Origin of the sequence: Streptomyces sp. NPDC088197 (assembly GCF_044741185.1) — a bacterium.
Classification (GTDB): Bacteria; Actinomycetota; Actinomycetes; order Streptomycetales; family Streptomycetaceae; genus Actinacidiphila.
Genome location: NZ_JBIUSD010000024.1, coordinates 1 through 24,249, shown reverse-complemented (window position 1 = coordinate 24,249; position 24,249 = coordinate 1). Strand labels below are relative to the sequence as shown.

The following is a 24,249-nucleotide window of genomic DNA, read 5'->3' as shown; positions in this document are numbered from 1 at the left end:
GTGCTTCTTGGGCGGCTGTCGGCCCGGATCGCCGTCACCCGTCGTGCCGGAGCCGGAGCCGCCGGCGGAGTCCCCGTCCGCGGTCCCCGCCGTCCCGGTGTCCCGGTACGCGGTGGATCCGTTGGCATCGGCCGCGTCGGCGCCGGGCGCCGTATCGCCGCTCACCGCGCCCCGCCCGCCGCGCGGAAGTCCGCCGCGTACTCCCGGAGGAAGGCCGCCTCCGCGATGACGGCGCCGCGCAGCTCGGAGAAGAGCACCCGCTCATTGGGGGCGTGCAGATTGCACATGCTGTCCTGGGCTCCGAAGAGCAGCACCTCCGCGTGGGGCACGGCCTTGGCGAGGCCGTTGACCAGCGGGATGGAGCCGCCGCTGGCGGCGAGCTGGGCCTCCTCGCCCCAGCCCTCGCGCAGCGCGGTGCGGGCGGCGCGGTAGGCGGGGCCGTCGGTGGCCGGTTCGAAGCCGGGGCCCGCGTCGCTGGGGGTCACGGTCAGCTCGATGCCGAAGGGCCGGTGCTCGCGCAGGTGCCTGACCAGCGCGTCGGTGGCCTCCTTCGGGTCCTGCAAGGGGTGCACGCGCAGATTGAGCTTGGCGCGCGCGTACGGCACCACGGCCGACGCGGCGCCGTCCACGGTGGGGGTGTCCATGCCGATCACGGTGACGGCAGGGCCGCTCCACAGCCGCTCGCCGAGGCTGCCGGTGCCGATCAGCGGTGTGCCGTCGGGCACGGTCGCCAGCGCGCGGAACTCCTCCTCGGTGTACGAGGCCCCGTCCCACGGCTCGCGGCGCAGCCCTTCGACCGTGACGTCACCGGCCGCGTCGTGCAGCGAGGCGAGCGCCTGGATGAGGGCCAGCAGCGCGTCGGGCGCGGCGCCGCCGAATTCGCCGCTGTGCCGGGCCTCGGCGAGCGTCCGCACCTCCACGACGACCTCGGCGACTCCGCGCAGACCCGTGGTCAGGGTGGGGGTGCCGGGCCGCAGATTGCCCATGTCGGCGATGACCATGGCGTCGCAGGCGAAGCGCTCGGGGTCGGTCGGCGGGTAGTCGTCGAAGGCGCTGCCGTACTCCTCCTGACCCTCCAGCACGATCTTGACGCCGGTCGGCGGCCGGCCGCCGTACGCGCGCAGGACGCCGAGGTGGGCCATGACGTTCGACTTGTCGTCGGCGATGCCGCGGGCCCGCAGGCCGCCCTCGATGGGCGTGGGCTCGAAGGGCGGCGACTGCCAGGCCGACTCGTCGCCGGACGGCTGGACGTCGTAGTGCCCGTAGAGCAGTACGGTCGGCGCGTCCGGGGTCGGCGGCGGGATCTCGGCGTAGATGACCGGTGAGGTGTCGGGCAGGTCGATCCGCTCGATGTGCTCGACCCCGGCGTCCCTCAGGAGCTCGACCAGCAGGTCGTGCGCCCGGTTCACCTCCGTGGCGGGGTAGCCCGGGAAGGCGATCGAGGGAATCTCGGCGAGCCGCACCAGGTCGGCGGTGAGCTGTTCCATCAGACTGTCGACGGTGGCGGCGAGATCCATACCGGCGTGCTCCTCATCCCGAGTTCTCTGTCTTCCGACCGCTCCGTGGCGCGGTCACGCTGTCGTGCGATCGCTTCCGTGGTCCGACGCGCCCTGCCGTCCGAAATCCCCGGTGCGGTCAGGGCCATGACGGTCCTTTCGAGCACTCTGTCGACTGTCCGGGTGAGGCGCAGCCGTTAATGGGCCGAACGGGCCACGGTGGCCGCGGCGGACGGTTGCCGTGGGACGCGGGTGACCCAAGGGGTTGACTGTGCATGACAACGCTGTCTCAATGTGGAAATGTAACGTGAGAAACGGTGAAGTGCCCGCGCTTCGACCGGAGTTGCCGTGCCGTGCGGTCGAGCGCGGCGTGACCCGTTCCGCCCGGTCCCGGACAGGGGTGTCGTGTGAGCAGACGGTGGTTGTGGCGCGTTCTTCTCCTCGCCTTGCTCGTCCTGGCCGCGCAGCCGGGCATCGCATCGGCCTCGCCTGCGGGCGGCTCGTCGCCCTCCGCGGCTGCGGGGTCGTCGCACACGGGACGGTCGTCCACGGGGCCTGTGCCCACGGCGCTGGCGTCCACGGAGCCGTCGCTTACGGTGTCGCCGGTCGCGCTCGCCGCGCCGAGCGACGCCACGGCCGTGTGCGCGCTCTACTGCGACACCCGCGACCCGTCACTGGCGGGGCAGGAGACCTTCCCGGTGGCGGACAAGACCCTCAACGGCCGCCGGGTCTCGCTGCACGTCTCGGACGCCGACGGCATGGCCTGGGCGTCCATCGACGCGGGACAGCTCAACGACTCGGTGTGGCTGGACCGCTCGTGGGACGGCGGGACGACCTGGGACGGGCTGCTGGGCAGGGCCTCGATCCCGTCGACCTGGACCGGCACGCGCACCCTGATGTACAACCTCTACGACCCCACCCACCACCGGCGCGCCGTACTGCGGGCGTGCGGTGACGCGCAGGGCGTGGGCTGTACGGGCTGGGCGCGGCTGAGCGTGTGTGCCGCGCGCTGCGACGGCGCCGATGTGTCCACGGGCACCGGTGACACCCGGCCGGTGGCGGACGCGACGCTCAACGGGCGGACCATCGCGCTGCACATGGACAACTCGGGGATGGCCTGGGGCACGGTCTCCGGCGGCGGCGCGGGCGACGAGATCTGGCTCGACCGCTCGTGGGACGGCGGCGCGAGCTGGCCCGACGGATCGTCGAAGGGGCGGACATCCGTGCCGTCCGGCGCGTCGGGCACCAGGACAGCGGAGTTCAACACCTCCGATCCGCTCGGCAAGCTCTACGGCGGCGCGGTGCGCGCCTGCGGCCGGGCCGTCGAGGGCCAGAACGGGAGCTGCACCGCGTGGGCGCGGCCGACGACGGTCCGCAGCGCGGCGGCGGCCGACGCCCTCATGTACTCCTACGACCCGAACACCGCCTACTGGCCGTCGAGTTGGTGGAATTCCGCGGTGGCGCTCAGCACGGTGATCGACTACATGCGGCAGACCGGCGACACCCGCTATCTGTGGGTGGTGGCGCGCACCTTCCAGGTGAACAAGGCCGCCTTCCCCGCCGGGGCCCGCAGTTCCGACCCGATCGACGGCGACTTCATCAGCCGGGCCACCGACGACGCCGAGTGGTGGGCCCTGGCCTGGATCGACGCCTACGACCTGACCGGCAACGTCACGTATCTCAACGAGGCCGTCACGATCGCCACGTACGTCAACGGGCTGTGGGACACGAGCACCTGCGGGGGCGGGGTGTGGTGGGACCGCGAGCGGACGTACAAGAACGCGGTGACCAACGGGCTGTACGTGCGGTTGACCGCGGAGCTGCACAACCGGATCAGCGGGGACACGACCTGGCTGGGCCGGGCGACCACGTCCTGGAACTGGTTGAGGAACAGCGGTCTGATCAACGCGTCCGGGCTGGTCAACGACGGGCTGACCGGTACCTGCGCCAACAACGGCCAGACCGTGTGGAGTTACAACCAGGGCCTGGCGATCGGGGCCGCGGTGGAGATCTGGCGGGCCACGGGTGACGGTACGGCGCTGGCGAAGGCGCGCCAACTGGCCGACGCCGCGGTCGCGGCACCGTCGCTGGTCACCTCGGGGCTGCTCACCGAGCAGTGCGACGCGCTGAACGCGACCTGCGACGACAACGCCAAGCAGTTCAAGGGCGTCTTCATGCGCTACCTCCAGGACCTCAACGGCGCGACCGGCGGCGCCTATCGCGGCTTCGCCACCACCCAGGGCAACTCGATCTGGTCGGCGGACCGCGATTCGCTCAACCGTCTCGGCGAGCGCTGGTCGGGCCAGGGCAGCACGGACCATCCCAATGTGCGCGACTGGCGCACGCAGGCCAGTGCGCTCAGCGCGCTGCTGGCGGCGGGCTGAGCGGCACGGGTATCAGGCTCCGGGCGGGGTCGCGGGCGCGGTCGTCTCGCGCATGGTCCTCCCTGGCCCGGTCGTCCCGGTCGGCGCGGTCTCGGGCACGGTGACACCGGTCAGGCGCTCGGCCGCCGCCCACAGCCGGGCGTTGGTCGTGGCGTCGAGCGCTCTGCGGGTGATGCGCGCGGTCGTGGTCGGGCCGACCAGGCCGAGGCGTCGGCCCGGGCCGTAGTAGCCGCCCGCGACGGCGCCGGGATCGGCCGCGGCGAACAGCAGCGGTTCCGTGCCCTGCTCGACCCCTTGGCGGGGCAGGAAGTCCAGCCGCCTTCCGAGCCTGTGCAGCCGTGACGGCTCGCCGCCCAGGCTCGCGCCCGCGGTTTGCAGGTTGGTGGTGGTGTAGCCGGGGTGGGCGGCGGTGCTCAGCAGATTCCAGCCGCGGTCGGCGGCGAGGGCGGCCAACTGCCGGGTGAGGATGAGGTCGGCGAGCTTGGACTGGGCGTACGAGAGATTCGGGCGGTAGCGGCGCCGCTCCCACTGGAGGTCGTCGAAGCCGATCCGCCCGTAGGCGGCCGTGCCGCTGCTCATGGTCGCCACGCGCGGCGCGGTGGTGGCGAGCAGGGCGGGCAGCAGCCGGACGGTCAGGGCGAACGGGCCGAGGAAATTGCTGCCGAATTGCAGCTCGAAGCCGTCGGCGGTGGTCATCCGGGTCGGCGGGGCCATCACGCCCGCGTTGTTGACCAGCAGGTCGAGCGGGGTGGGGTCGGCGAGCACGCCGTCGGCGAACGCGCGGACCGACGCCAGGTCGGCGAGGTCGACGCGGCGCACTTCCAGGCGGGCGTCCGGGTGCCGCTCCAGGATCTCGGCGCGGGCCCGCTCCCCCTTCTCCGGGGTGCGTACGGCCATGATCACCTGCGCTCCCGCGGCGGCGAGGCGGCGGGCGGCCTCCTTGCCCGTGCCGCTGTTGGCGCCGGTCACGACGGCCTTCCGGCCGGTCAGGTCGGGGACGACATACATGGTGACTCCTTCGGCGTCCGTGCCGGGACACCTCAATAAAGGACCGGTGGTCTGTTACGTTTCACGCTATCAGACCGGCGGTCCGATAACAACAGACCGCAGGTCCGTAGAATGTGGGCATGCCCACGACTTTCCAGCGCGCCCGCAGCGAGGAGCAGCGCGCCCAGCGCCGCCAGGCGATCCTGGACACCGCGTCCGCGATGCTCGCCGAGATGCCGGTGGCCGAGGTCAGCCTCAACGAGCTGAGCCGCCGCGTCGGCCTGGCGAAGTCGAATGTGCTGCGCTACTTCGAGTCCCGCGAGGCCGTGCTGCTCGAACTGCTCGACGTCGCCTTCCGGGAGTGGCTGGCGCACCTCGGACCCGAACTGGACGACGAGGTCGACCCCGGCGCGCCGCCCCGGCACCGCGGCGACCAGGTGGCGGCCGTCCTCGCCGGGTCGTTGGCGGTCCGCCCGGTGTTCTGCGACCTGACCGGCGCCCAGGCCGCCGTGCTGGAGCGCAATGTCTCGCCCGAGGTCGCCGCCGACTACAAGCGCACCGCCGTCCGGAACGTGTACGCGCTGGCCGACCTCGTACGGCGGCACGTGCCGGAACTGGGCGAGGGCGACGCGCTGCGGTACGCGGGCGCGGCCGTGATGGTCACGGGCGCCGTGTGGACGCACGCCCACCCGTCGGCGGCGATGCTGGCCGCCTATGACGCCGACCCGGCGCTCGAGGCGCTGCGGCTGGACTTCGCCGCGACGGTCCGCGAGACGCTGGAAGTCCTGGCCAGCGGGCTGCTGGCACGCCGCGTGCCCGAGTAGCGCCGGGACACCGTCCAAGCCCTCGACCCCCGCACCCTGACGGAGAGAAGACCGAGATGCGACTGCGCTGCGCCGTGCTGGACGACTACCAGGGCGTCGCCACGACGCTCGCCGACTGGTCCTCGCTGACCCACGAGGTCGAGGTCGTCGGCTTCCCCGATCATGTCGCGGACGAGGCCGAACTCGTCGCGGCCCTGGCCGACTTCGACATCGTCGTGACCCTGCGCGAGCGCGTGCCCTTCCCCGCCTCGGTACTGGCCGCGCTCCCCCGGCTGAAGCTGCTGATCGCCTCCGGGATGCGCAATTCGGTGATCGACTACGCCGCCGCGCGGGAGCACGGCGTGACCGTGTGCGGTACGGAGAGCGCCGGCACCCCGCCGGTCGAGCTGACGTGGGCGCTGCTGCTGGGACTGGCACGGGGCATCGTGCCGGAGAGCGCCAACCTCGCCGCGGGCGGCCCCTGGCAGACGACGGTCGGCGCCGACCTGCACGGCGCGCGGCTCGGTCTGCTCGGGCTCGGCAGGATCGGCGGGCGGGTGGCGGCCGTCGGGCTCGCCTTCGGCATGGATGTGGTGGCCTGGAGCGGGAATCTGACCGAGGAGCGGGCGGCCGAGGTCGGTGCGGCGCGCCTGGCCACCAAGGAGGAACTGCTGGCCACCAGCGACTTCGTCTCCGTCCACCTCGCCCTGGGCGAGCGCAGTCGCGGCCTGATCGGCGCGGCGGAACTGGCGCTGCTGAAGCCGACCGCGTATCTGGTGAACACCTCGCGCTCGGCGATCGTCGACCAGGCGGCGCTGCTCGCCGCCCTGCGCGAGGGCCGGATCGCCGGAGCGGGTCTGGACGTCTTCGACATCGAGCCGCTTCCGGCCGACGACCCCGTGCGTTCCACGCCCCGGCTGCTGGCCACACCGCACCTCGGCTATGTCACCGAGGCCAACTACCGTACGTACTACGGGCAGGCGGTCGAGGACATCCGGGCGTATCTGGCGGGCGCGCCGGTCCGTCGCCTCGACTGACGCCGAGGTGAAGGGGGGGTCGGCTCAGGCGCTGGGTCCCGGCTCCCGGCCGACGCCGTTCAGCGGGATCCGCCGGGCCAGCAGCGTACGGTGGCTGATCCGCCAGCCGTCCGCGCCGCGCGTCACCCGGTCGTCGTACGTCAGACTCCCGCACGTGCCGTCGGTGTTGACGCCGAAGCCCTTGGACCGGACGCGGACAGCGCCGTCGGGCAGTTCGGTGATGACGACGTTGGTGACGTGGTGGGCGACGGGATTGCGGTCGCCGAGCGTGAGCGCCGCCTCCCGGACAGCCGCGATGCCGACGAGCGCTCCGCCGCCGTAGTCGCTCACGTCGTAGACCACGTCGGCGGTGAACAGCTCGTCCAGCCGGTCGAGTTCACCGCCGTCGAAGAGGTGGCCGTGCAGGTGGATCAGCTCGGTGACGGCGACGCGGTCCTCGGTGGTGAGCGGCAACGGGACTCCTCTCGGGCCGGGCCCGTCCCGACCGGTCTGCCAGCGTAGTGCGCACGCGACCGCCGCCGTACGGTCCGGCGGCGGTCGGACCCGGACGTGTCGGCGGGCAGAAGGCGACGCGGTTCGGACGGAGTCCGGCCAACTGTGATCACTGCCGACGGTCGTGTCACACCGGGGGGTGAATTCCGGGACCGTCGATCGAGGTCAGCCCTTCGTCGATCCGAGGTGCCTGTGATACTCAGAATCCTGAACAGACCGGGACTCCGGCAGCGCGACACGGCAGGGCAGGACGACGCGGGGCGCGAGCCACTGCCACCGGCGGCCCCCGTCGATGTGATGGCGGGGCGCGCGAAGCTCAGGGCGGCGCGTGAACTCGGGCGCAAGGCCGAGGAGTTCCTGCGGCTCTATCACAGCGAGGAGCCCGCCGCGGGCGACCTGGACAGCAGGCTCACGGCGGTGCGCGCGGAGATCGGCGACACAGGCACGTATCAACACACCGCGGCGGAGCTGGCGTTCGGCGCGCGGGTCGCGTGGCGCAACAGCAACCGCTGCATCGGGCGGCTCTATTGGCGGTCCTTGCAGGTGCGCGACCTACGGCACGTCACGGAGGCGGAGGAGATCGCCGAGGAGTGCGCGACGCATCTGCGGATCGCCACCAACGGCGGCCGGATCAGGCCGCTGATCTCGGTCTTCGCCCCTGACACCCCCGAGCGGCGCGGTCCGCGGATCAGAAACGAGCAGCTCATCCGCTACGCCGGATACCGGGCGGCCGACGGCACGGTCACCGGTGATCCGCGCACCGCGGACATCACCGGCCTCGCGGCGCGGCTGGGCTGGCCCGGCGGCCCGCGTACCGCCTTCGACGTGCTCCCGCTGATCGTCGAGGGCGTCGACGACAAGCCCCGGCTGTTCGATCTGCCCTCCGACGCCGTCCTGCACGTGCCGCTCGACCACCCCGAGCGCCCCTGGAGCGCCCAGTGGGGACTGCGCTGGCACGCGGTCCCCGCCGTCTCCGACATGTGCCTGGAGATCGGCGGCGTCTGCTACGGGGCGGCGCCCTTCAACGGCTGGTACATGGGGACGGAGATCGGCGCCCGCAATCTGGCCGACGTCGACCGCTACGACCTCCTGCCGCGCGTCGCGGACAGTCTCGGCATCGACACCGGCAGCGTCCGCTCCCTGTGGAAGGACCGCGCCCTGGTCGAGCTCAACCGCGCCGTCCTGCACTCCTTCGACCGCGCCGGAGTCACCCTGGCCGACCACCACACCGAGGCGGAACGTTTCCTCCAGCACCTCGACCGCGAGCGGCGCAAGGGCCGCGAGGTCCAGGCCGACTGGGCCTGGATCGTCCCGCCCATGTCCGGCGCCACCACCCCGGTCTTCCACCGCACCTACGACGACCGCGTCCTCAGCCCCGGCTTCGTCCGCCACCCGCGGGAGGCGGCGGACGGCGCCTCGTACGCCTGATCCGGCGCTACCGCGTTCCGCCCTGGTCGCGGCACTCCGGGTGGCCCCAGCCGTCGGGGTTCTTGGCGATCGGCTCGCCCGCGGCGTACGAGCGGCCGCAGCGGCAGCGGCCGGGGAATTTGGCGTTGAGGGTGCGCGAGGAGGCGGACGTGGTGCCGGTGGCGGCGCTCGCTGTCCCGGTCCCGCCGCCGTTGCCGCTTCCGCCTCCGGAGGGCTTGCGCTTGGGGGCGGACGAGGCGCGGGGGGTGTCGGGGTTGCGGGGCGGCGGCGGGGAGTCGTAGCGGGTGCCCGAGGCTTGCTGGGTGATGGCGGTGTTGCTGGCGGCGCGGTCGGCGTAGTCGTTGAGCCGGTCGCCGTCGACCTGGTGGGCGGCGACATACGTGAACTCGACGTCACGGCCGGTGAGCAGCGCGTCGATGCCCGCGACGAGTTCCTGGTTGGCGACGGGCTTGCCCGCGGCGGTCTTCCAGCCCTTGCGCTTCCAACCGGGCAGCCAGGTGGTGACCGCCTTCATCGCGTACTGGGAGTCCATCCGGATCTCCATCGGCACGGCGGGGTCGACGGTCTCCAACAGCCGGAGCAGGGCGGTGAGTTCCGCGACGTTATTGGTGGCCGTGCCCAGCGGGCCCGCCTCCCAGCGGTCGGGCTCCCCCGTACCGTCGGCGATCACCCAGGCCCACGCGGCCGGTCCCGGATTCCCCTTCGATGCCCCGTCACACGCGGCGATGATGCGTTCTGCCATGCCAGAGATCATGCCAGCCCGCGGACGGTCGTACGGCCCCGGCCCGAGGAGGCGCCCCGGCAGGGGTGAGGGGGGGCTACGGCTCGGGCGAGTGGTCCGGCAGGGCGAGCCACTCCTTCCACGACAGGTCACGGCCGATGTGGCGCGGGCGCTCGAAGGGCCAGTCCTCCGCGATCCAGCGCGGCACCAGGGCGTCCAGCGCCCGCTCCAGGTCGGTGCCCACCCGGTCGTCCACCACCCACCACGAGATCTCGGCGTCGGCGCCCGCCTTCTCCGGCGGGTCGATGTAGACACAGCCGAGCAGCGCGGTGTTCGCGTCGTCGAAGAGCGCGTAGTTGAAGGACTGGTGCGCGGCGATCTCGGTCGCGTGCCGTTCGAGATCGGCGAGATCGGCCTCGTACGTCATGTCGGCGGGCGGCCAGCCCCAGGCCGGGCCGAAGATCGACCAGAGGCGGTCGCGCGAGCCCATCACCGCGGGGTAGTCGAGCGCGGTGTCGGATCCGGCGATCGGGCGCAGATGGTGGCCGCCGGGCACGGGGACGCGGACGGGGTGGACGAAGTCAGCGGGCAGCCAGGTCATGCGGCGGAGGCTAGCGCGCTGGAACGTCGCACCGCACCGGATTTATCGCCGCCGCGACGTGGCGGCGGACGCTCCGCGAAGGCCCGTCGGCGGTCAGTGACCGCCCTGCGGCTGTTGGCAGCCGGTGCCGTCGGCGTAACCGGCGAAGGCGTCGACCTCGGTGACGGCCGTGTTCAGCGCGCCCTTGAGGCAGATCGGGGTGTGGTCGACGACGAAGCCCACATGGGTGGAGCCGCAGGCCGAGACGCTGACCGAGTCGGGGGCGTAGCCGAGGGCGACGAGGCCGAGGCGGAGGTGACGGCCGCGGTGGGCCGCCCGGACGGCGCTTCGGCCCCCGCGCTGTCCACGGTCCGCGTGCCGCAGCCGGTCAGCGCGAGCGCCGCCACGGCGGTCAGCGACGGCGGGAGGACGAGGGCGGCTCTGCGGCATCGGGCTCGGGTCATGCCCACGATCATGCCCGCCGGGCGGTGGCGGGCGCGTGAGTTCCCGTACTCGGTTCCGCAGGCGCGCGGACAGCGGCGGCGGACCGTCGTCGGGGACCGGCCCGCCGCGCCCGCGGGCCCGTTCACTCCGCGTCGATGCCAGTGATGACGGGGTCGCCGAGCCGGGCGGTCTCCTCGGTGAAGCCCGCGACGCCGAGCGCGTCGTTGACGAGGTCGCGCGCGGCCCCCTCGGCGGCGGGCGGATTGTCGGCGTCGACCGCGACGCGCACGCTGAAGGCGCTGGAGTCGCCGTACATCGTCAGGATGTCCAGCTCCTCGTCCTCGCCGAAGTCCGTGCTCTGCGGGTCGACGGGGCGCAGGGCCCGGACGAGCGTCGAGCGGGCCTCGGCGGTCGGCGCGTCGAGGAAGGTGCCGGGGACGGTCACAACATAGGTGGTCATGAGGGTTACGTCTGCCCGTTCCGCCGCCCGCCATCCCACCCGCGAGGTGCCCGGCCCGCCGGCGTACGGCGTGTCGGGCACCTCGCGGTACGACTGACGTGGGTACGTCATCCGGACGGAGGAGCCGTGCGCGGTGCCGGAGTCCGTACGGCGCGGTCACCTGCGCGGTGGGCGTCCGGAGGCGCTGGGGCTAGCTGTGGTTCCAGGTGACGCTGAAGGCGTTGCCGCCGGAGAGCGCGGAGGTGGTCGCCTTGGTGGTGCTGCCGGAGGCCATGTTGATCTTGTCGGGGCCGTAGGTGCCGATCGCCTGGCCGTTGGCGGTGGCGTTGGTGAAGGACGCGGTGCTGAAGTGCGCGAGCGGCAGGACGCCGGTGGAGCTGGACGGCGCCTCGGCGATGATCTCCGCGGAGGCCAGGGAGGCGCCCTGGAGCGTCTTCTTGGTGGTCTTCGTCCAGTTCTTGGTGGTGTCGCTGAGGGTGAGCGTGAACGAGCCGCTGCCGTTGGTGGAGACCGTCGAGGTGAAGTGGTCGCCGGGGCTCACCGCGTTGGAGTAGTTCACGGGATAGGCCGGGTACATCTCGTACCACGAGGAGTACACGGCGCGACCGCCGGAGCAGTCCGCCTCGGTCCCGGTCTGCTCCACGGAGTTGCTGCCGTCGCCGTCGAGACCTATCCAGAACGAGGAGTACGTAGTGGCGCCGGTGCAGGTGACCGACGGCTGGACCCAGCTCGCGGAGACGCTGGTGAAGGTGGAGCCGGTGGCCGCGTAACCGGCCCAGTTGGAACTGGTGCTGTGCACGATGCGGCTGTTCGGGCCGATCAGGCGGTGGCTGCCCATGGGGGTGAGGCGGACCGATGAGTCGGCCGAGGCGACCGCGGAGGGCGCGGTCGCGAGGGCGGACAGGACTGCTGCGGCCACGGCGGATACGGCGGTGATGCGCGTTGTTGCCGACATGCTGCTCCTTCTCGCGGGTCTCGCGGTACAGGTGTCACCGGCGCGACCGGAGGGGTGTGTGACCCCTGAGGGGTGCGTGGCACCAGTGGTGCTTGACAGTGTGCTGACAAGCGCGGCGCGTAGGTGCAGGCGGAATCAAACGATCGGCAAAACTCACGCCAAGTCGCCTTGTGGGCAGGTCCAGTTGATCTCCACGGCACTCGAACAGGGGTGAAAAGGGGGCCGTCCCGGCGTCCGGGTGTCGGACGCGGGGACGGCCTCACGCGCGGCGGACCTGCGAGAACCGGCCTCCGGCATCGCTCAGTTGCGCGCCCACTTCTGGTTGCCGCCGTTGTTGCAGGTCCAGATGTCCAACGGCGTGCTGTTGGCCGTACCCGTACCGACGGCGTCCAGGCAGGTGCCGGAGGCCACGTTGACGACCGTGCCGTCGGAGCGGACCCGCCACTGCTGGGCGGCGCTGCCGTCGCACGCGTTGATCTCCAGGCCGGTGCCGTCCGCGGTGGCGTGGCCGATGGTGCCCAGGCACTTGGTGTCGTAGACGGTCAACTGGTTGGTGGCGGTGGACGTCCAGGTCTGCTGATTGCCGCGGTTGCAGTCCCACAGCGCGGGTTTCGTGCCGTCGGCCTGGCTCGCGGCGGGCACGTCCACGCAGCGGCCGGAGTCCTGGCCGGTGAGGGAGGCCGCGACGGCGCCGCGGTCCCACTTCTGGTTGGCCCCGTTGTTGCAGGTCCACAGTTCGAGCGGGGTGCTGTTCGCGGTGCCGGCGCCGGTCACGTCGAGGCACTTGCCCGAGCCGACGTTGACGACGCTGCCGTCCGCGTTGACGTTCCACTGCTGACCTGTGGCGCCGGTGCAGTCGGAGATGTCGACGGCCGTGCCGTCCGCGGTGCCGCCGCCCGCCGCCTCCAGGCACTTGGTGCCGTAGACCATGAGTTGCTTGGCGGGGGTGGCGGTCCAGGTCTGGTTGGTGTCCCCGTTGCAGTCCCACAGGGTGACCACGGTGCCGTTGGCCTGACCGCGGGCGGGCACGTCGGCGCAGATCCCGGAGTGCCGGTCCTTGAGGAAGCCGCTGACGTCGCCCGCGGCCTTCGGGGTGATCGCGAGGTTGTCGAACTGGTCGGTCTGGTAGCCGACGACACCGAAACCGACCTGACCGCTGGCGTACGAGCCGTCGTTGACGGTGCCCAGGGTGGCGCCGTCGAGGGTCGCGGTGATCTGGTCGCCGGAGAAGCCGATCGTCACGGTGTGCCAGGTGTTGAGCGCGAGCGCGGCGTGGCTCCCGGACGTCAGCGTGCTGAGGTTGCCCGAGCTGGTGCTCTTCGCGATCGACCAGGCTCCGGTGTTGGAGAGCCGCAACTGGTAGGCAGCCTGGTGGCTCTGGGGCCGCGACTGGGTACCCGCCCGGCCCAACAGGGTCACGCTGCCCGCCTGTTGGAGGTTGACGTCGACTCCGGCCGTGTAATTCGACCAGGTCGTGTCGCCGACGAGGGTGAACGCGTCGGAGTCCTCCTGCCATTCGATCGGCTTGACCGGCGCCACCTGCTGCACGCACTGCCCCGTCCGTCCGCCGGCGCAGGGCCGCGCCTCGAAGGAGCCCTGCATGTCGGAGAGATACCGGGCCTCGGTGTTGGTGGCGGCGGCGTCGAAGGTGTCGGAGTACGGCAGCGGCAGCGCGTGCGCCGCCGGGCCGGTGGCGGTGCCCTTGCCCTGGCCGGTGGTCGTGGTGACCGTGTAAACGTAACCGGGTTGCAGCGTCAGGGAGTACGAGCCGCCCGATGGGATGATGTCCTGCGTGTGGACGAAGGAGGTGGCCGCGGTCGGCGCGTTCACCTGGGTGGCCCAGACGTGCACGGCGCCGGTGGACAGGCCGCCCTGGACGTGGAGGTTCACGGTCTGCGCGGCGGTGGCGGTCGTGGTCTCCAGCACGGTGGAGTAGTCGGAGGTGGTGTTCGACTTGATCGTCACGTAGGTGCCGTTGGACTCGGCGCCGCCGAGGTAGCCGGAGGCGGAGTCGATGAACTTCCAGCCGGGCTGGGTGAATTGGGTGACCTGGGCGGTGGCCCAGGTGCTGGCGCCGATGGTGTAGTTCCCCGACCAGGGCGAGTTGGCGGTGGCCAGACCCACCGTGTTGTACGGCAGATTGGGGTAGATCGCGGCGAGCAGCGGCCAGTTGAAGTAGCTGACCATCTTGGCGTCGGTGTAGCCGCGGGTGATGGCCCTGATCAGGGCGGGGGCTCCGGTATTCATGTCCTGCGAGCCGTTCTCGCTGTCCCACAGCGGCTTGCCGTTGTTCTGCGCGGCGGCGGTGCTGCTGCACGTGTCGGCGCTGCCGCCGTCGCCGCCCGCGCAGGAGTAGTGCGTGCCGATGATCGAGACGGCGTTGTTGAACGCGGCGTTGTTCGCCATGTCGTCGGCCACGCCCCAGCCGCTGTCGTCGGCGACGAGTTGCACACCGGAGTATCCGGCGGTGTTCAGCGCCGCTCGCAGTTGGACGTACCAGTTGACGTCGTGCCCGCGCTCGTTCCAGCCGCCGAGGTACTTGATCGTCAGGCCGTGCTGCTTGGCGCAGCCGAGCCAGGAGATCAGGTAGTTGATCGTGTCGGTGGACCAGAAGCCGCCGTTGATCCAGCCGGGCGCGGCCCAGGCGAGGCCGTAGAGACCGAGGCTCGGATTGCGGGCCTTGGCCTGTTCCGCGAGCCAGAATTCGTATCCGGCGTCGCAGTTGATCTGGCCTTTGACGTGTTCGATCGACGGTTCCGAGCCGTCGGTGGAGTTGGCGTCGCCGCCGATCTCCAGTTTCAGCAGTTGCAGGTTCGCGCCGTAGCCGGGCTTGAACAGGTAGTCGAGGATCTGCGCCTGTTGCGCGGCCGGGTAGTCGGTCAGCAGCCGGGAGTTCCCGCCTCCGCCGCTGATCGCGCCGATGCCGTCGAAGGTCCGGCCGCCCTGTGTCCCGTCCACCGTGATCGTGGTGGTGGCCGCGTCCGCGGGGGCGACGCCGACGGTCAGCAGTGCGATGAGCAGCCCCATGACCCACAACGGGGCAAATCTCCATGTTCGTAACATGACTGAACCCTTCACCGTGGGGGGATGGCGTTCAGTGTGTTGTCATGTTCACTTCTTGGTCAATATGGCGAACGAAGAAAACAGAAACAAACGTCGGCAGTCGTCGTCAGCGGGCCGCGCCGTCGCACGGCGCTCGAAGTGGATCAGCGGGGGCGTGAGCGGAGAGAACGGGAGCGGTGAGAGCGGGAGTGGCGAAGTCGGGAGCGGGTGAAGGCGGGAGTTGATCAGCGCGGCCCGGTCGGCCGGGGAATGGGCCTTCGGCGCCCGGTGATCGGCCGTCTCACCGCCGCGGCCATTCGACGGCCGTGATCACATACCTCAAGGGAATACGAAAAAGGGAGCGCCGGCTCACGGGAGGAGGTCATCCGGGGAGGAAACTCTCCCCCGCACGCGGCGGGCCGCCGGTGCGACAATGGCTGGCATGACCGGCGACGCGCACATGAATGAGCTGGGCGAGTTCCTGAAGGCCCGGCGGGCCGAGCTCGGCCCGCGCACCGTGGGGCTGCCGGACCCCGGTACACCCCGGCGGGTGCCCGGGCTGCGCCGGGAGGAAGTGGCGCAGCTCGCCGCGATCAGCACCGACTACTACACCCGCCTGGAGCAGGGCCGTATCCATGCCTCGGTGTCCGTGCTGGCCGCCCTGGCCCGGGTGCTGCGACTGGACGACGACCAGCGCGACTACCTCTTCGGGCTGGCCGGGAAGACACTCGTGCGACCGCGCCGCCGCACCCGGCAGAAAGTCCAGCCGCAATTGCGACGGCTTCTGGACGACCTCGGTGCGACACCCGCCATTGTCATGGGCCGTTGCATGGATATCATCGCGTGGAATTCGCTCGCCTCGGCGCTCATCACCGATTTCTCGGCCATCCCGGAAAAGCACCGGAATTACGTGCGGATCATCTTCACCGATCCGTCGATGAAATCGCTCTACGCGGACTGGGAGAAAGTGGCGCGCACCTGCGTGTCGCAGCTGCGGATGGAGGCCGCCAAGTACCCCGACGACCCGGGGCTCGTCGAACTGGTCGGTGAACTGTCCGTGCAGGACGAGCAGTTCCGCCAGTGGTGGGCCACCCATCAGGTCGCCACGCTCAGCGTGGGCACCAAGGCCCTGCGCCATCCCGTCGCCGGGGAGCTCAGTCTGGACTGGGACACCCTGACCGCGAGTACCGACCCCGACCAGCAGCTCATCGTCTGGACCGCGGAGCCGGGCAGCCGTACCCACGAGGGCCTGCGCTTCCTCGCCTCGTGGGCCGCGTCCCACCTCCCGGCGGGTGGCACCCCCGCATCGGCCGCTGAGGAGCACCCGCTCGGCTGACACGCCGGCCCGCACCCGGCCGGGCGGTGGCTTCAGCCGGTCACGTCCATGCGCTGGGTGCCGATGACGGACAGCAGCCGAAGTGCCTCCTCGGACGGCGAGCCGGGCGTCGCGGTGTAGATCACGACCTGCTGGTCCCGGTCGGCGATGTCCAGGACGTCGCAGTTGACGGTGACCGGCCCGACCAGCGGGTGGTGGAAGGTTTTGCGGAGGGTGGGCTCGCTGCGCACGTCGTGGGAGGCCCACAGCTCGCGGAATTCCGCGCTCCCGGCCCGCAGCTCGGCCACCAGCTCCGTCACCTCGGGGTCGTCGGGGTAGCGGGCGGCGACGGTACGCAGCCGCTGGGCGGCGTTGCTCGCGAAACGGTCCACGTCCGACACCCCGTACAGCCGCTGCCCCTGCCGGTGCGGTCCGAGGAAGGCGCGGCGGACGAAGTTGCGGTCGCGGCGCGGCAGGGCGGAGAAGTCCTCCATGAGGGCCGCCGCCAGGTCGTTCCAGGCGATGACCTCTCCGGTCGCGGACATCACGGTCGCCGCGGCCTGCGGCAGGCGGTCCAGCAGGTCGAGGATGCTCTGGCGCACCTCGCGCGAGGGTCCTGCGGGCGGTCCCGGCGGGGCGCCCGCGAGGTGGTGGAGATGGTCGCGCTCGACGTCCGTCAGCCGCAGCGCACGGGCCAGCCCCGCCAGGACCTCGCGGGACGGGCGGGGGCCGCGGGCCTGTTCGAGCCGCGTGTAGTACTCGGTCGAGATGAAGGCGAGCTGGGCCGCCTCCTCGCGGCGCAGCCCCGGCGTGCGGCGCCGGGTCCCGGCGGGCAGCCCCACCTCGGCAGGGGTGATCCGCTCGCGTCTGCTGCGCAGGAAGTCGGCCAGTTCTCGTCTGTCCACCTCTCCAGTGTGCTCGTGTGCCGCCGGGCGCAGCCAGGTACAGCCGGTGCCTGGCTGCGCCCGGCGGTCCGGCGCACGCTCGATGCCATGAACACCACACCCAACGTCGACACACCCACCACCGACACCACCGCGACCGGCGCCGCCACCGGGCTGCTGGCGGACAAGGTCGCCCTCATCACCGGCGCGGGTCGCGGCATCGGCGCCGCCGCGGCCCTGCTCTTCGCCCGCGAGGGCGCCCGCGTCATGCTCGCGGCCCGTACCGAGGCGCAGCTCAAGGCCGTGACCGAGCAGGTCGGGGCGGCGGGCGGCACCGCCGACCACGTGGTGTGCGACCTGGCCGACGCGGCGAGCGTACGCGCGGCGGTCGACCGTACGGTGGAGCGGTTCGGCCGCCTCGACGTCGCCTTCAACAACGGCGCCACGAACGCGTCCCCCGGCCCGCTGGACCAGGTACCGGAAGCCGCCTTCGACCGCCTCTACGCCGTGAACCTCCGGGGTCCGTGGCTCGCGATGGCCGCCGAGGTCGCCGCGATCCGGGCGACCGCGGGGACCGGCGCCATCGTCAACAACTCCAGCGTCGGCAGCCTGCGGGGCAACCCCGAACTGCCCGCCTACGGCGCGATGAAGCGGGCGGTCAACAGCCTCACCGAGTCGGCCGCCGTCACATACGGTCCCGAGGGCATCCGCGTCAACGCCATCGCTCCCGGCGGCACACTGACCGAGATGATCCACGCCTGGGCGGCGGAGTCCCCCGGTCTGCTCGACCGGATCACGGCGCACACCCCGCTGCGCCGGGCCGCCGACCCCGCCGAGATCGCGGAGGCCGCCGCCTGGCTGCTCAGCGACCGCGCGTCCTACGTGACGGGCACCGTCCTGCGGGTGGACGGCGGCGCGGCGGCCTGAGCCGCGCGGCCCGCGGCCGTCACCGGTCGTCGGCGGATGTCACCGGTTATCGGCGGGTGTCACCGGGCGGCGGGCGGCGGTGCCACTCGGGCCGTCACCACTCGCGGGCGGCGATCAGTTCCTCGACGTCCGCGTCCTCGAAGCCGTAGGCCGTCGCCACGAACCAGATGTCCCCGCCTATCTCCTCCCGTGCGACGGTCTCGATCTCGCTGCCCGCGGCGTCGAACTCCGCCTCCAGAGCGTTGAACCGCTCCGTCGCGACCGCCGTCAGCGCGTACAGCGCCTTCAGGTCCGCGGGCCGCTCCGCCTCGATCCGCTCGCACAGGTCCAGCAGGATGGCCTTCCCCTTGTCGAGGACGTGGTCGGGAAAATACTCGTCCTCGTACAGCACCTCGAGGAACGCCCGTTCCTTGACCTGCTGGTTGGTGATCGTCATGGCGACGCCCTCCCCTTCTGCCCTGGATCAGCCCCGCGTCCAGTGTGGAATGTCCGACGTCTCCGATCGTGCACCACACCACTGACAACGCCGGTGGCGCGACGGCCGTCGGCCGCCGCGCCCCGGTCGCGTGAGCCCGCGCTTCAGCGCGGTCCGGCGCCGCTCGTCGCGGGCTGGCTCAGGTCAGCTCGGACTGCACGACACCGTCGGCCACGTCCAGGCGCCGTTGGTCTGGATCGTCACACCCCAGTTGTTGCCGCTGCCGTTCGGCTTGGCGGTCAAGACCTGGGCACTGGGATACGTGGCGTTGATGTTCCACGTCGCGATGATCTTCTCCGGCGCGGGAACGTTCATCGTCACCGTCCACGAACTCGACCCGGACACCGCCACGTTCAGGTTGTACCGGTCGCTCCACTGCTGACCGGCGGAGAGGGTCGCGGTGCAACTGCCCCCGCCACCGCCCCCGGTCGTGCCTCCGGTGGTGCCGCCGGTCCCGCCGCCGCTCGTACCGCCGCTGTCGGGGGCGACGGCGCGGCCGGTCTGCGGGGAAATCATGCCCGCGCACAGGCCGCGGCTCGCCAGGCCCTGCGCGATCCGCGGGATCGCGGCGAGCGTGTTCGCGGGCCACTCGTGCATGAGGATGATCTGGCCGTTGGTGAGCCGGGCGTTGGCCTGCACGATCGCGTCGGTGCTCGCGCCGTTCCAGTCCTGCGAGTCGACGTCCCAGATGACCTGGGTCAGACCGTACTTGGCCTCGACCGACTGCAAGGTCGCGTTGGTCTCGCCGTACGGCGGACGGAACAGTTTCGGTGTGCCGCCGCCCGCCGCGGCGATGGCCTGCTGGGTCCTGGAGACCTCCGAGTCGATCTGGGCCTGGCTCTCCTGGATCAGGTGGGGGTGGGTGTAGCTGTGGTTGCCGACCCACATCCCCGCGTTGATCTCGGCCTGGACCTGGGACGGATAGGACGCGGCGAACTGTCCCTCGTTGAACATCGTGGCCCGCAGGCCGTTCTGCCGAAGGGCGTTGAGGACGCTCGGGGTGTGGTCGTTGGACGGACCGTCGTCGAAGGTGAGTCCGACGTACCCGTTGCAGGTGGCGGCGTGCGACGGGGTGGCGTCGACGGTGAAGGTGACGACGCTCGCCACCGCCGTGGCGGCGACGGCAAGTCCCGTGATCAGGGAACGCAATGACATGTGCGGTCTGGTTCGCATGTGGGGGGCCTCCTTGTGGTGGCGTTGCGAACTCCGTGGGGGGATGACGGGGCCACGCGGTACCGGTACACGCGGTGCCGGGAAACGCGGTACCGGGCAACACGGTCCGGGGATACGGGCGTACGGGCTACGCGCGTACCGGCGTACGGCGTCAGCTCGGACTGCACGAGACCGTCGGCCAGGTCCAGGCGCCGTTGGTCTGGATCGTCACGCCCCAGTTGTTGCCGCTGCCGTTGGGCTTGGCGGTCAAGACCTGGGCGCTGGGATACGTGGCGTTGATGTTCCACGTCGCGATGATCTTCTCCGGCACCGGGACGTTCATCGTCACCGTCCACGAACTGGAGCCCGAGACCGAGACGTTGAGGTTGTAGCGGTCGCTCCACTGCTCGCCGGCAGACAGCGCGGCCGTGCAACTGCCCCCGCCTCCGGTGGAGCCTCCGGTGGTGGACCCGCCGGTGGTCGAACCACCCGTGGTCGACCCTCCGGTGGTGCCGCCGGTGCTTCCCAGCGTGATGTTGGAGTTGCCGCTGCTCTGGTAGCCCTCGGTGGCGAGGATCATGTAGTTGAAGCTGCCGAGGCTCATCCCGTGGCTGGCCCACGCGTCGAAGTGGTTGCCCGTGGTGATGGTGCCGCCGGTCCGCTTCGACTGCCGGACGCTCCAGTACTGGTTGAAGGTCCGGGTGCCCTCGATCGACGGGGCGTTGACCCGAGTCGTCTCGTAGATGTCGTACGTGCCGCCGTCGCTGGTGACCGTGCCCTTGTACGTGCCGGTCGGCCGGTAGGTGCCGTAGTTGTCGACGACGTAGTACTCGACCAGCGGATTCGTCGTCCATCCGTACAGCGACAGGTAGGCGTTGCCCGAGGGGTTGAAGCTGCCCGAGTAGGCGACGCTCCGGCGTCCGCCGGTGGCCCAGCCCTTGCCTGCGACGAAGTTGCCGGCATTGCTCCACGAGGTGCTGTAGTTGCCGCCGGAGCCCAGGTTCATGGAGACGGATCCGCCGCCGTCGGTCCAGAACGAGTAGTAGTAGCCGTTGTTGGTGCCGGTCTGGTTCGACGTGATGATCGTGTCGGCGTTGGCGGTGCCGGGCAGGATGAGCGCGGCCACGCCGACCAGCGCTATCGCGCAGGCGCCGCTGATGAGCAGCCGGAAACGGCTGAGCAGCCCTAACGGCCGCCGTCTGCGGCTCATGTCGGGTGCGGGTGCGGGTGCGTCGTTCATGTGCGTGCTTCCTCCTCGTCTCGTGAGGACCGTCTGCCGCGACAGTGTTGAGCGGAGCACGTCACGTGTCAACACTTTCGGCACCGATTACGAAAGCTTCGCCACCAGTCAGGCGTACGGCACCAGTCGTTTCCGCAGGCAGACGCGCATCAATAGCCGGAGGAATTGGTTGACCCACAAAACCGCCGACCCGCGAGATCACCCCCAAGGGGATGAAATCCCGAATGTTTCGGAAAGCCTTCCGAGTGCGGGCGCGAGGTCTACGACCGGCGGGCGAGGTCGGCCGAGACGTTGTCCGCGAGACGGCGCAACAGGGTCATGGCGGCCTCGGTCTCCCGGGGCGACAGACCCATCGCCGCGCCTATCGCGGGGGGTACGTCGCGGGCCCGGTCGCGCAGCGCGTCGCCCCGCTCGGTGAGGATGACGCGGACGGTGCGCTCGTCCTCGGCACTGCGCTCGCGGCGGACCAGACCGGCCGCCTCCAGCCGCTTGATCAGCGGGGTGAGGGTGCCGTAGTCGAGTTGCAGGGCGGCGCCGACGTCCTTGATCGGGACGTCGCCGTGCTGCCAGAGCACCAGCAGCACCAGGTACTGCGGATAGGTGAGGCCGAGCTCGTCCAGCAGCGGACGGTAGCGGCTGGTGACCGCACGGGAGGCCGCGTACAGCGCGAAGCAGAGCTGGTCGTCCAGGAGCAGGGTGAACGCGGGCTCGGCGTCGGCGGCTTCCGTGCTGTCCATGCGGGCTGGCCCTCCTCGGGGACGGGTGACGGGGTCGACCGATCAGCCTAGCTTCACCATGAGGCAATTTCAACGCGCACGATTAGCTTGTACGCGAGCTAATCGTGTCCTAGTCTTCTGGGGTGTGGTCGGCTCTCCCTGCCGAGCACGACAGGGCACGGCCGAGCACGATCCACCACGACGCGCCGGCCCGGAGCACGCCCGGAGCCGACGCCCACACCGTCCGTCCCTCCCCTTCCGTCCCACGAGGAGCCCCCGTCATGTCCGAGTCCACTCCCGCAGCACCCGTCCTGGAACCGGCCGCCGCGGAATTCGCCGCCGCCACGGCCAACCCGCCGTATCTGTTCGATCTCGGCCCCGTGGCGGGCCGCAAGACGGTCGACGAGGTGCAGTCCGGCGAGATCGACGCGCCCGAGGTGGACGAGGAGTGGGTGACCGTCGAGGACGGCCCGACCGAGTCCGTACGGGTGCGCGTCGTCCGTCCCAAGGGCGCCGTCGGAACGCTGCCGGTGATCCTCTACATCCACGGCGCGGGCTGGGTGTTCGGCAACGCCCACACCCACGACCGGCTGGTGCGCGAACTGGCGGCCGGTGTCGGCGCGGCGGTGGTCTTCCCCGAGTACGACCTGTCCCCCGAGGCCCGCTACCCGGTCGCGATCGAGCAGAACTACGCCGTCGCCCGCTGGGTCGTCACCGACGGCGCGGCCAAGGGTCTGGACGCGAGCCGTATCGCGGTCGCCGGTGACTCGGTCGGCGGCAACATGGCCGCCGCGCTGACCTTGATGGCCAAGGAGCGCGGTGATGTGCCGCTCGTCCAGCAGGTGCTGTTCTACCCGGTCACCGACGCGAGCTTCGACACCGATTCGTACCACCGGTTCGCGACCGGTTACTTCCTGCGCCGCGACGGCATGCAGTGGTTCTGGGACCAGTACACGAAGGACCCCGCGCAGCGCGCCGAGATCACCGCGTCCCCGCTGCGCGCCACCACGGAACAGCTCACCGGGCTGCCGCCCGCGCTGGTCGTCACCGGTGAGGCCGATGTGCTGCGCGACGAGGGCGAGGCGTACGCCGACAAGCTCCGGCAGGCGGGTGTCGCCGTCACCGCGACCCGCTACCCCGCGATCATCCACGACTTCGTGATGCTCAACGCGCTGCGCGGCACGCAGGCCGCGGAGGGTGCGATCAACCAGGCGGTCACCGTGCTGCGTTCAGCGCTCGGCACCGACTGACCGTCACGGCGGCCCGCGACGCGCTCGCCTGCGCCTCACACCAGCGAGCGCGCCAACGACCGTCCCCACATGCCCATATGGCCGAACGCCTCGGGGTGCCACATCCCCACCCCGAGCACGGGCACCACCAGCAGGATCGCCAGGACGAGTGAGGTCTCCCCCAGGGTGGACAGCTCGTAGCGCTCCACGAGGGTGCCGAGCACCATCAGGCCGACGAAGACGACGACGCACAGGGCGAGCAGGTCACCGATCGCGTACCAGGTCACGGCCTCGGCGCCCGGGTGCTCCCAGCGCGCGTAGGTGAAGCTGGTGCCGGCCAGTATGGCCGCGAGCAGCAGGCCGCAGCCGGTCAGGACGGTGCACCAGGTCGTCCAGACCGGGGCCGGCGGCTTGCGGTCCTCCGGCGGGTCCGCCTCGTCCGTCTCCCGGTCGTCCTTCGAGTAGCCGTCCGCGCGGCCGTCCGCCGTCTTCGGCGTCGCGGCCGATCCGGTCACGGCGTCGGCGGTGTCGTCGGCCGGACCCGGTTCGGGGCCGGGCTCCACGAGTACGCGTACGGCGGCGGCCCGAGCGTCGTACGCCTCGAGCTGTTCGTCGGCGCTCTCCAGCGCGAGGTCGAATTCCCGCAGCCGGGCGATCGCGGCGCCCACCCGGGAGCCCTCGTCGGCCCCGGAGCCGGGACCGTCGTCCACGACCGGGGTGCGGGACGGGCCAGGTCGCGTACGGGCCCGGCCCTGCTCCACGGCCGACCGCCGGACGCCGACGGCCAGCTCCTCCGCCGCCTCTCGTTCCCTGCGGGCTCTGGCCAGCAGGGACTCCGCGGCGACCAACCGGTCCTGGTGGTCGGCCAGTTCCCTGCGCCGCGGCGGGGCGTCGATGCCGACCGCCTCATTCGCCCGGCGCTCCAGGACCGCGCACCACGCCTGGAGGTCGGCGACGAGTCCCATCAGCGTCTGGACGACCGCGCCGATGACCGAGAGCGCTTCCCGTACGAGCAACTGGCTCTTGTGCTCTTCGTCGGTCCCCGCGCCCGACCGCGGTTCCAACTCCGGCACCGCTCCGGCAGGATCCCCCTGCGACATCGACCCGCCCCTGTCCTCGACCGGCTCTTCGGTGCCGCCGCGCCCCCGCGTCGGCAGTCCCCGACGTCCATCAGATCACCTGCTCCGGCGATCGGCCACCCTGTTTCGCGCGCCACGCCGGAAGGGTTTCCCGACGGGTCGGCCGGACTCCGCCGCCGCGGCGGGCGGAATCGGACCGTCCGCCCGCGCGGGCCGCCGGGGCCCGGACATGGCGGGGCGCCTCCCTGCCCGGGGATGGCGGTGCCGGGCAGAAAGGCGCCAGGTGCGCGAGCCGCTGCCGTTAGGGACTAGCTGTATTGATCACGAGCGTTGTTGACATGTCCCGGTGCTTGATCATGGCGAAGACCTCCGGTGTGGTGGAGCTGTCTAGGACTGCACCGCA

The 24,249-nt window shown here is 71.4% G+C and carries 22 protein-coding genes; 7 read left to right on the top strand and 15 right to left on the bottom strand.

The genetic code is table 11. The annotated features are described in order from the left end of the window. Window positions 1-161 precede the first annotated feature (161 nt). Complete coding sequence (locus ACIOC1_RS33710) at window positions 162-1,517, bottom strand: M20/M25/M40 family metallo-hydrolase (RefSeq protein ID WP_391049854.1); 1,356 nt, start codon at window positions 1,515-1,517, stop codon at window positions 162-164. Between the two features lie 575 nt (window positions 1,518-2,092). On the opposite strand from ACIOC1_RS33710, the gene ACIOC1_RS33705 reads away from it, so the two are divergent. Next, entirely contained in the window at window positions 2,093-3,880 is a 1,788-nt protein-coding gene (locus ACIOC1_RS33705; RefSeq protein WP_401858143.1) for a glycoside hydrolase family 76 protein, read from the top strand. Between the two features lie 12 nt (window positions 3,881-3,892). Here the strand turns inward: ACIOC1_RS33705 and ACIOC1_RS33700 are convergent, their stop codons facing one another. Beyond that, the gene (locus ACIOC1_RS33700) at window positions 3,893-4,888 is read right to left on the bottom strand and encodes an SDR family oxidoreductase (RefSeq protein WP_401858141.1); all 996 of its coding nucleotides are present in this window, start codon (window positions 4,886-4,888) and stop codon (window positions 3,893-3,895) included. Window positions 4,889-5,007: 119 nt separating this feature from the next. Between ACIOC1_RS33700 and ACIOC1_RS33695 the strand changes: the two genes are divergently transcribed. Both ACIOC1_RS33695 and ACIOC1_RS33690 read left to right on the top strand, forming a co-directional pair. Beyond that, complete coding sequence (locus ACIOC1_RS33695) at window positions 5,008-5,691, top strand: TetR/AcrR family transcriptional regulator (RefSeq protein ID WP_401858138.1); 684 nt, start codon at window positions 5,008-5,010, stop codon at window positions 5,689-5,691. A gap of 56 nt (window positions 5,692-5,747) precedes the next feature. Next, on the top strand, window positions 5,748-6,707 hold the full coding sequence (locus tag ACIOC1_RS33690; protein WP_401858135.1) for a D-2-hydroxyacid dehydrogenase family protein: 960 nt from the start codon (window positions 5,748-5,750) through the stop codon (window positions 6,705-6,707). Window positions 6,708-6,731: 24 nt separating this feature from the next. Here the strand turns inward: ACIOC1_RS33690 and ACIOC1_RS33685 are convergent, their stop codons facing one another. Further along, window positions 6,732-7,160 carry a nuclear transport factor 2 family protein gene (locus ACIOC1_RS33685; protein ID WP_391161855.1) on the bottom strand — a complete coding sequence of 143 codons (429 nt, stop codon included), beginning with the start codon at window positions 7,158-7,160 and terminating at the stop codon, window positions 6,732-6,734. 336 nt (window positions 7,161-7,496) lie between these two features. On the opposite strand from ACIOC1_RS33685, the gene ACIOC1_RS33680 reads away from it, so the two are divergent. Then, window positions 7,497-8,627, top strand: coding sequence for a nitric oxide synthase oxygenase (locus tag ACIOC1_RS33680; RefSeq protein ID WP_401858227.1), 1,131 nt, complete (start codon window positions 7,497-7,499; stop codon window positions 8,625-8,627). 7 nt (window positions 8,628-8,634) lie between these two features. Here ACIOC1_RS33680 and ACIOC1_RS33675 read toward each other — a convergent pair whose 3' ends face one another. The 6 genes from ACIOC1_RS33675 to ACIOC1_RS33650 all read right to left on the bottom strand — a co-directional run bounded on the left by ACIOC1_RS33675 (window position 8,635) and on the right by ACIOC1_RS33650 (window position 14,814). Next, entirely contained in the window at window positions 8,635-9,381 is a 747-nt protein-coding gene (locus tag ACIOC1_RS33675; protein WP_401858132.1) for a ribonuclease H, read from the bottom strand. Window positions 9,382-9,445: 64 nt separating this feature from the next. Continuing rightward, entirely contained in the window at window positions 9,446-9,949 is a 504-nt protein-coding gene (locus ACIOC1_RS33670) for an N-acetyltransferase (protein ID WP_391049841.1), read from the bottom strand. A 93-nt stretch (window positions 9,950-10,042) separates the two neighbouring features. After that, window positions 10,043-10,378, bottom strand: coding sequence for a hypothetical protein (locus ACIOC1_RS33665; protein ID WP_401725483.1), 336 nt, complete (start codon window positions 10,376-10,378; stop codon window positions 10,043-10,045). A gap of 136 nt (window positions 10,379-10,514) precedes the next feature. After that, window positions 10,515-10,832: a hypothetical protein gene (locus ACIOC1_RS33660; RefSeq protein ID WP_355349168.1), complete on the bottom strand. Its 318-nt coding sequence runs from the start codon at window positions 10,830-10,832 to the stop codon at window positions 10,515-10,517. A 190-nt stretch (window positions 10,833-11,022) separates the two neighbouring features. Then, on the bottom strand, window positions 11,023-11,787 hold the full coding sequence (locus tag ACIOC1_RS33655; RefSeq protein WP_355349171.1) for a G1 family glutamic endopeptidase: 765 nt from the start codon (window positions 11,785-11,787) through the stop codon (window positions 11,023-11,025). Between the two features lie 300 nt (window positions 11,788-12,087). Then, on the bottom strand, window positions 12,088-14,814 hold the full coding sequence (locus ACIOC1_RS33650; protein WP_401858127.1) for a ricin-type beta-trefoil lectin domain protein: 2,727 nt from the start codon (window positions 14,812-14,814) through the stop codon (window positions 12,088-12,090). A 457-nt stretch (window positions 14,815-15,271) separates the two neighbouring features. Between ACIOC1_RS33650 and ACIOC1_RS33645 the strand changes: the two genes are divergently transcribed. Then, window positions 15,272-16,165, top strand: a complete 894-nt coding sequence (locus ACIOC1_RS33645) for a helix-turn-helix domain-containing protein (protein WP_401725492.1) — start codon at window positions 15,272-15,274, stop codon at window positions 16,163-16,165. 32 nt (window positions 16,166-16,197) lie between these two features. Here ACIOC1_RS33645 and ACIOC1_RS33640 read toward each other — a convergent pair whose 3' ends face one another. Then, window positions 16,198-17,049: a helix-turn-helix transcriptional regulator gene (locus ACIOC1_RS33640; protein WP_401858124.1), complete on the bottom strand. Its 852-nt coding sequence runs from the start codon at window positions 17,047-17,049 to the stop codon at window positions 16,198-16,200. 87 nt (window positions 17,050-17,136) lie between these two features. Between ACIOC1_RS33640 and ACIOC1_RS33635 the strand changes: the two genes are divergently transcribed. Further along, entirely contained in the window at window positions 17,137-17,955 is an 819-nt protein-coding gene (locus ACIOC1_RS33635) for an SDR family NAD(P)-dependent oxidoreductase (RefSeq protein WP_401858121.1), read from the top strand. A 94-nt stretch (window positions 17,956-18,049) separates the two neighbouring features. Here ACIOC1_RS33635 and ACIOC1_RS33630 read toward each other — a convergent pair whose 3' ends face one another. The 4 genes from ACIOC1_RS33630 to ACIOC1_RS33615 form a co-directional block, all read right to left on the bottom strand. Beyond that, the gene (locus ACIOC1_RS33630) at window positions 18,050-18,391 is read right to left on the bottom strand and encodes a DUF5713 family protein (protein WP_355349186.1); all 342 of its coding nucleotides are present in this window, start codon (window positions 18,389-18,391) and stop codon (window positions 18,050-18,052) included. A 183-nt stretch (window positions 18,392-18,574) separates the two neighbouring features. After that, complete coding sequence (locus ACIOC1_RS33625) at window positions 18,575-19,603, bottom strand: polysaccharide deacetylase family protein (RefSeq protein ID WP_401858117.1); 1,029 nt, start codon at window positions 19,601-19,603, stop codon at window positions 18,575-18,577. Between the two features lie 151 nt (window positions 19,604-19,754). After that, window positions 19,755-20,792 carry a glycoside hydrolase family 11 protein gene (locus ACIOC1_RS33620; RefSeq protein ID WP_401858224.1) on the bottom strand — a complete coding sequence of 346 codons (1,038 nt, stop codon included), beginning with the start codon at window positions 20,790-20,792 and terminating at the stop codon, window positions 19,755-19,757. Window positions 20,793-21,082: 290 nt separating this feature from the next. Then, window positions 21,083-21,559 (bottom strand): MarR family transcriptional regulator, encoded by a 477-nt coding sequence (locus ACIOC1_RS33615; RefSeq protein ID WP_355349192.1) that lies wholly within the window; start codon window positions 21,557-21,559, stop codon window positions 21,083-21,085. Window positions 21,560-21,819: 260 nt separating this feature from the next. Here ACIOC1_RS33615 and ACIOC1_RS33610 point away from each other — a divergent pair, with 260 nt between their 5' ends. Next, complete coding sequence (locus tag ACIOC1_RS33610) at window positions 21,820-22,788, top strand: alpha/beta hydrolase fold domain-containing protein (RefSeq protein ID WP_391049830.1); 969 nt, start codon at window positions 21,820-21,822, stop codon at window positions 22,786-22,788. 35 nt (window positions 22,789-22,823) lie between these two features. Here the strand turns inward: ACIOC1_RS33610 and ACIOC1_RS33605 are convergent, their stop codons facing one another. Further along, on the bottom strand, window positions 22,824-23,867 hold the full coding sequence (locus ACIOC1_RS33605) for a hypothetical protein (RefSeq protein ID WP_391049828.1): 1,044 nt from the start codon (window positions 23,865-23,867) through the stop codon (window positions 22,824-22,826). Between the last annotated feature and the right edge of the window lie 382 nt (window positions 23,868-24,249).

Coding starts and splice junctions, on each gene's coding strand:
- ACIOC1_RS33710 (WP_391049854.1), bottom strand. CDS start 1,517: ATGGATCTCGCCGCCACCGTCGACAGTCTGATGGAACAGCTCACCGCC.
- ACIOC1_RS33700 (WP_401858141.1), bottom strand. CDS start 4,888: ATGTATGTCGTCCCCGACCTGACCGGCCGGAAGGCCGTCGTGACCGGC.
- ACIOC1_RS33695 (WP_401858138.1), top strand. CDS start 5,008: ATGCCCACGACTTTCCAGCGCGCCCGCAGCGAGGAGCAGCGCGCCCAG.
- ACIOC1_RS33690 (WP_401858135.1), top strand. CDS start 5,748: ATGCGACTGCGCTGCGCCGTGCTGGACGACTACCAGGGCGTCGCCACG.
- ACIOC1_RS33680 (WP_401858227.1), top strand. CDS start 7,497: ATGGCGGGGCGCGCGAAGCTCAGGGCGGCGCGTGAACTCGGGCGCAAG.
- ACIOC1_RS33675 (WP_401858132.1), bottom strand. CDS start 9,381: ATGATCTCTGGCATGGCAGAACGCATCATCGCCGCGTGTGACGGGGCA.
- ACIOC1_RS33670 (WP_391049841.1), bottom strand. CDS start 9,949: ATGACCTGGCTGCCCGCTGACTTCGTCCACCCCGTCCGCGTCCCCGTG.
- ACIOC1_RS33665 (WP_401725483.1), bottom strand. CDS start 10,378: ATGCCGCAGAGCCGCCCTCGTCCTCCCGCCGTCGCTGACCGCCGTGGC.
- ACIOC1_RS33660 (WP_355349168.1), bottom strand. CDS start 10,832: ATGACCACCTATGTTGTGACCGTCCCCGGCACCTTCCTCGACGCGCCG.
- ACIOC1_RS33655 (WP_355349171.1), bottom strand. CDS start 11,787: ATGTCGGCAACAACGCGCATCACCGCCGTATCCGCCGTGGCCGCAGCA.
- ACIOC1_RS33650 (WP_401858127.1), bottom strand. CDS start 14,814: ATGGGGCTGCTCATCGCACTGCTGACCGTCGGCGTCGCCCCCGCGGAC.
- ACIOC1_RS33645 (WP_401725492.1), top strand. CDS start 15,272: ATGACCGGCGACGCGCACATGAATGAGCTGGGCGAGTTCCTGAAGGCC.
- ACIOC1_RS33635 (WP_401858121.1), top strand. CDS start 17,137: ATGAACACCACACCCAACGTCGACACACCCACCACCGACACCACCGCG.
- ACIOC1_RS33630 (WP_355349186.1), bottom strand. CDS start 18,391: ATGACGATCACCAACCAGCAGGTCAAGGAACGGGCGTTCCTCGAGGTG.
- ACIOC1_RS33625 (WP_401858117.1), bottom strand. CDS start 19,603: ATGCGAACCAGACCGCACATGTCATTGCGTTCCCTGATCACGGGACTT.
- ACIOC1_RS33620 (WP_401858224.1), bottom strand. CDS start 20,792: ATGAGCCGCAGACGGCGGCCGTTAGGGCTGCTCAGCCGTTTCCGGCTG.
- ACIOC1_RS33615 (WP_355349192.1), bottom strand. CDS start 21,559: ATGGACAGCACGGAAGCCGCCGACGCCGAGCCCGCGTTCACCCTGCTC.
- ACIOC1_RS33610 (WP_391049830.1), top strand. CDS start 21,820: ATGTCCGAGTCCACTCCCGCAGCACCCGTCCTGGAACCGGCCGCCGCG.
- ACIOC1_RS33605 (WP_391049828.1), bottom strand. CDS start 23,867: ATGTCGCAGGGGGATCCTGCCGGAGCGGTGCCGGAGTTGGAACCGCGG.